This window comes from Echinicola pacifica DSM 19836 (assembly GCF_000373245.1).
Taxonomy (GTDB): Bacteria; Bacteroidota; Bacteroidia; order Cytophagales; family Cyclobacteriaceae; genus Echinicola; species Echinicola pacifica.
Genome location: NZ_KB890747.1, coordinates 1 through 5,255, shown reverse-complemented (window position 1 = coordinate 5,255; position 5,255 = coordinate 1). Strand labels below are relative to the sequence as shown.

7 protein-coding genes are annotated in these 5,255 nt (G+C 39.3%); 5 read left to right on the top strand and 2 right to left on the bottom strand.

Annotated elements, in window-relative coordinates; all coding sequences use genetic code 11:
* The 5 genes from B050_RS0110740 to B050_RS0110720 all read left to right on the top strand — a co-directional run.
* Window positions 1-409 (top strand): IS66 family transposase (locus B050_RS0110740; RefSeq protein WP_018473920.1); only part of this gene is annotated, 409 nt, incomplete at its 5' end.
* Between the two features lie 19 nt (window positions 410-428).
* Complete coding sequence (locus tag B050_RS0110735; protein ID WP_018473919.1) at window positions 429-716, top strand: hypothetical protein; 288 nt, start codon at window positions 429-431, stop codon at window positions 714-716.
* A 253-nt stretch (window positions 717-969) separates the two neighbouring features.
* Entirely contained in the window at window positions 970-1,920 is a 951-nt protein-coding gene (locus tag B050_RS0110730; protein ID WP_018473918.1) for an SDR family oxidoreductase, read from the top strand.
* 9 nt (window positions 1,921-1,929) lie between these two features.
* On the top strand, window positions 1,930-2,841 hold the full coding sequence (locus B050_RS0110725; RefSeq protein WP_026235803.1) for a helix-turn-helix domain-containing protein: 912 nt from the start codon (window positions 1,930-1,932) through the stop codon (window positions 2,839-2,841).
* A 5-nt stretch (window positions 2,842-2,846) separates the two neighbouring features.
* A complete protein-coding gene (locus tag B050_RS0110720) occupies window positions 2,847-3,371 on the top strand; it encodes a hypothetical protein (protein WP_018473916.1) in 525 nt (174 codons plus the stop codon).
* Between the two features lie 337 nt (window positions 3,372-3,708).
* Here the strand turns inward: B050_RS0110720 and istB are convergent, their stop codons facing one another.
* Together istB and B050_RS23680 are read right to left on the bottom strand one after the other, a co-directional pair.
* On the bottom strand, window positions 3,709-4,431 hold the full coding sequence (gene istB / locus B050_RS0110715) for an IS21-like element helper ATPase IstB (RefSeq protein WP_018473914.1): 723 nt from the start codon (window positions 4,429-4,431) through the stop codon (window positions 3,709-3,711).
* A 5-nt stretch (window positions 4,432-4,436) separates the two neighbouring features.
* Window positions 4,437-5,102: a Mu transposase domain-containing protein gene (locus B050_RS23680; protein ID WP_455423226.1), complete on the bottom strand. Its 666-nt coding sequence runs from the start codon at window positions 5,100-5,102 to the stop codon at window positions 4,437-4,439.
* Window positions 5,103-5,255: the final 153 nt, after the last annotated feature.

The window sequence follows — 5,255 nt, the reverse complement described above, 5'->3', positions numbered from 1 at the left end:
ACACGCACGACCAGTTCTGGACAGGCTGGAAAAATGGCTGAAGGAGAACCAGTACCGGTACAGGCCTCAAAGCCCAATGGGAAAAGCCATTGACTACACACTGCCTAGATGGGCGGGACTGAGTGCATACGAACTCCACGGTCAAATGGAGATCGACAATAATCTAATAGAAAATGCAGTGAGGCCTCTGGCGATCGGCAGGAAGAATTACCTATTTGCCGGATCCCATCAAGCAGCAGAGATGACTGCTGGGATGTATTCCTTTATGGCCAGCTGCAAGAAGAACACTATCAATGAATTTGAATGGCTTAAGGATGTGTTTGAAAGAATCCAGAGCCTAAAACAAAAGGACCTGCACCAACTCCTTCCCTCAAACTGGAAAAAGTACAGAGATAATCCGATTCCCTGAAATTCCAAGCACAATTCCTATGGGTTCCTCGGACGGATACAAAGAAATTAAGACTTCATTTTGGGTTTCAAGAATGGGAGACACAAAGGATAATACTTTTTTGGTGGGCTACGTTTATCCAAAAATGAAAAAAGGCTTGTTTGGACTTGGAAAAGAAAAACAGATAAATTGGTTAGAGATATTTATCGCAAAAGATAATGAACATGTAAAAAAATGCTTCCGATTTTATTTCTCGAATGAATTGGATAAACTTCAATCGGAATTAAAAACAATGGAGAAATACGGTGAAATGGAAGCCCAAAATTGAATAAAAACGCACTACAACAAAAGCTAAAACAAATTGCGGGTTGGCAGGGTTTTGGCCGTTCCGGTTCCCGCAAGTATTTTTTGTCTCGGGGGACAAAAACGCGCTCCGCAAACCGCAACTTTTTTTAGCCAAACCGTTGTGTGTAATTATGACAAACCAAAAAGTGTACAACATTCGAAAATCTGTATAAGGAAATATGACTACTTCAAACCGACCTTTGTCTTATTCTTTTAATCATTAAAAAACAGACAAAATGAATACAAATAAATTTGGCAAAAAAGGTTGGACACCTGATAGAATTGGAAATTTGAATGGCAGAACATATGTCATAACTGGAACTACAAGCGGAACCGGTTTTGAAGCAACAAAAATAGTACTTTCAAAAGGTGCAAAGGTGGTCATGCTTAACAGAAACCCAAAGAAAGCTAAAGACACCATTAAAATTTTGAAACAAGAACTTGGAAACCAAATCGACGTAAGAGCGATAAAAATGGATTTGGCAGCACAGGATTCAGTAAAAAAAGCAGCTGAAGAAGTGTTAAAAACAGTTCCGAAAATTGATGCCTTAATCTGCAATGCGGCAATTGCCCAGGTACCAAAACAAACACGAACAGTAGACGGTTGGGAAAGTCAAATGGGAACAAATTACTATGGAAATTTCACACTTCAGGCTTTATTGTACCCACTTATTGAAAAATCAAAAGGACGAATTGTAACCGTTGGAAGTATGGGGTATGATATGGGAATTAAAACCATCAAATTTGACGATTTAAACTGGGACAAAGATTACACGCCTAACAATGCTTACAGTCAAAGTAAACTGGCTCAGATTATGAGTATGTATGAGCTTCAGGATAGATTGAAAGAAAGTGGTAAAACAGATGTTAAAGCCTATGCCTGTCATCCCGGTTCTTCAAGAACCAACCTTATCAGCACAAGTGGAAGTTTCATGATGAAACTAATATTTGGTATGATGAAATTATCACCATTAACACAATCGGCTGAAAAAGGTGCTTATCCGCAATTGATGTGTGCGACAGAACCCAATTTAGACCAAAAAGAGTTTTATGGGCCTACAGGAAGAAGCAATTGGGTTGGTCCAGTTGGAGCACATAAATTGGAGCCACATGCCAAAGATAAAGCAGTAGCTAAAAGACTGTGGGAACTATCGGAAAAAGAGACAGGTGTAAAATGGAATATCTAAATTTGTAGTATGCAACATTTTAAAACATTATCATCGTATTTAGATTATTTAGGATTGCCACGACCAGAGCATCCTATGTTGAGTGTGTTCAACTCAAAAGGTGATGGCTACTTACCTTGTCCACGAGAAAGTTCACCACCCATTACTAACGATTGCTATTCCATTAGTTTTAAAAAATTTGTAGAGGGAAATTTAAATTACGGACGAACTAAATATGATTTCACCAATGGTGCTTTAATTTTTATTGCTCCCAGGCAAGTTCTACAATGGGATAACAGCGTAGTATTTGAGCGAAAAGGTTTTTCAATCAACTTTCACGAAGATTTTTTGAAAGGAACAGAATTAGCCCATCAAATAAAAAAATACGGTTTCTTTTCCTATTCGGTAAATGAGGCATTACATCTTTCACCAAAAGAAGAAAAGCAGATAGAATTAATTGTAGAAAACATTGAGATTGAATATCAGAACAACCAAGATGAATTCAGTAAGGACATCATCATTTCTCAATTGGACACCTTGTTAAAATATGCCAATCGCTTCTACGAAAGACAATTTTTAAACAGGAAGGAAATAGCCTCAAATTTGTTAGAGCATTTTAATCAGCATTTAACTGAATATTTTGAATCAGGACAATTGCAAGAAAAAGGTGTTCCGAGCATAGAGCAAATAGCAGATAAAATGAATGTTTCACAACGTTACCTTAGTGACATACTAAAAAAGGAAACAGGAAAAACCACAACCGAACATTTGCAACTTTATTTAATTGATGAAGCCAAAAATATGCTGTTGCACCCTCAAAAAAGTGTTTCGGAAGTAGCCTATGAATTAGGTTTTGAATATCCTCAATATTTTTCGAGATTATTTAAAAAGAAAGAAGGGATTAGTCCTTCGGCATATCAACAAAAACATAGTTTGAACTAATAATTATGGAAACAATGGAAATATTAAAATTAGCCACCGACTGGGCAAAAGCCGAAGTTTTTTCAACTCGATTTTTCATCTTCTTTGCCATTTTATTTTTAATCGCAAGCATTGGATTTTGGCAGGTGGGAAAAACTGATTTGGCAAAGGCTTATGTAATTCCAACCTTGGTAGCAGGTTTGTTACTTATGACAATAGGACTTGGATTATTTTGTACCAACAAATCAAGAATAACACAATTTGAAAAAGCGTTCAGTGGAGATGCAACCTCTTTTTATCAGTCCGAAATTGAGCGTTCCGAGAGTACTTTAAAGGAATATACAGTTGTATTTAAGGTCATTCCGATTCTAATTATCGTAGCAGCTTTACTAATACTATTCATTAATACACCAACGTGGAGAGCAATTAGCATTACAACAATTGCTATGTTGACCGTTATTTTATTGGTTGACGGAACAGCACACTCAAGAATTGAAACTTATCATAAAGAATTGAAATTAGTGGATATAAAAAATGAAATGAAAAAATAACTACACACAACAACTAGGTTTTCGTTGCGTGCGTAGCAAGAACAATGAAACCGCTGTTGCACGGAACCGAAGAGGTTCTTATGGGGATTGAGTCAGGATTATCAGCATTTTTTATTCAGGTGGAAGCTCTAAAAATGGGATTTTAGCTTCCCTTTATCTTGAAAAGTATTATTTCCAATCAGTCATACGCCCATTCAGGTCTATTTTGGAAGGGATTTTTTATGATTAGGATCGCTGAAGCAAATGTTGGATATTCCGGACAATACTGACCCCTGTTCCGGTCATATTGACCCCTCTAAAAATGGGTTTGGTACTATAATCTGTTAGGCTGACAATTTTACATTTTTTTTCTGAGACTTTCTCCCTTAAGCTCTATTCTGTAAGAGGAGTGTACCAATCTGTCAAGAATGGCATCGGCAATAGTTTCTTCGCCAATTATATCGTACCAACTCGAAACGGGCAGCTGACTGACGATTACGGTTGATTTCTTCCCGTGCCTGTCCTCTATCATTTCCATAAAATCTATTCTCTGTTGCTGTTCCAGGTGTGTCAGCCCAAAATCGTCCATGATCAGCAGATCTGTCTTGGCCAGTTTGTCAAAGAACTTCATCACTGTCCCTTCCAGCCTGGCCATCTTGGTTTTAAGCATCAGTTTCTGTGTATTGAAGTAAGCGGCTTTAAATCCCAGAATACAGGCCTGGTGTCCCAGTGCGGAAGCCATATAGCTTTTTCCGCACCCTGTTGCCCCGGTAATCAGGACTGATTCCCCTTTATTGATGAACTCTCCTGTTGCAAGTGTGGTGAGAAGCACATCGTCAAGACCTCTTACCTCGTCCAGTTTGAGCTCCTCTATAGAAGCTTTATACCTGAATGCCGCATTGGTTTCAAGTCTTTTGAATCTTCTGTTATCCCTTTCAAGCTCTTCGGCCTGCAGCAACAGTTCAAGACCCTCAGCGAGTGAGAGGCTTTGGTTTTTTCTTGTTTCGATAATTGCCGTCCATGTTTTGGACATGCCGTGCAGCTTGAGTCTGGCAAGCTGCGATTGGATCTGGTTTGTCATAGTTGTTAAAATTTAATCGCTTGTTGGTTACTGTAATATGATTTTCCCCTTANATTCTGGTGTTTGGGCAGCGCTGTACTGCTGTTTTGGACAGATTCGTCTTCCATATGGTTTTCTAGTATGTTTTTGATGAATTTGTAGGAGAATATCCCGTTCTCCATAGCCGTTTTACATGCTTTTTCCAAAGCTTCTGTATCTGATTTTCTTGCAAGGGCAAGCAGTCCGTCACAGGACCGGTAGAGTTGCTCGGGATATCTGTTCTGCTCAAAAAGCAGGCATACATACTCATACAGGATTTTTGAGATCTTCGCTGACAGGTTTCTGTAATACTCCGGACTCCTGTCGCGGTAGTGTTGGTGATGGGAACAGAGGTGTTCTTTGACCGTCGAGTAAGCCCCGATCTTGACGCTTCTGGAATGGACTGCCACTTTTTTGCCCTCATGGTATATAAAAACCATGGATCTGGTATAGACCACTTTTATTTTGCTGCCCATCAGGGTGTGGGGGACGCTGTAATAGTGTTTGTCGGCAGACAGATAGACGTGGTTGTTTTTGGCAACTGTAAGCAGTGAATAACTCCTGAGCTCAAAACGCTCAGCAGGAAGATCACCCAACAGCGCCTTTTCATCTGCAAGAAACTTCTCTTCCCGGCAATATGGCTTCTTCTGCATCCGTGTTTGGTTGTGGGACTTTACCTTCNTTCTGATGGCCCCGTTGAGAGCAGTAAGATCAAAGAACTGCATGTTCCTGAGTTTGGCATATACCCTTGAATACAGGATCTTGACCTGGTTTTCCACCAAAGCCTTATCCTGTGGTTTTCTTAC

Coding starts and splice junctions, on each gene's coding strand:
- B050_RS0110720 (WP_018473916.1), top strand. CDS start 2,847: ATGGAAACAATGGAAATATTAAAATTAGCCACCGACTGGGCAAAAGCC.
- B050_RS0110730 (WP_018473918.1), top strand. CDS start 970: ATGAATACAAATAAATTTGGCAAAAAAGGTTGGACACCTGATAGAATT.
- istB (WP_018473914.1), bottom strand. CDS start 4,431: ATGACAAACCAGATCCAATCGCAGCTTGCCAGACTCAAGCTGCACGGC.
- B050_RS0110735 (WP_018473919.1), top strand. CDS start 429: ATGGGTTCCTCGGACGGATACAAAGAAATTAAGACTTCATTTTGGGTT.
- B050_RS0110725 (WP_026235803.1), top strand. CDS start 1,930: ATGCAACATTTTAAAACATTATCATCGTATTTAGATTATTTAGGATTG.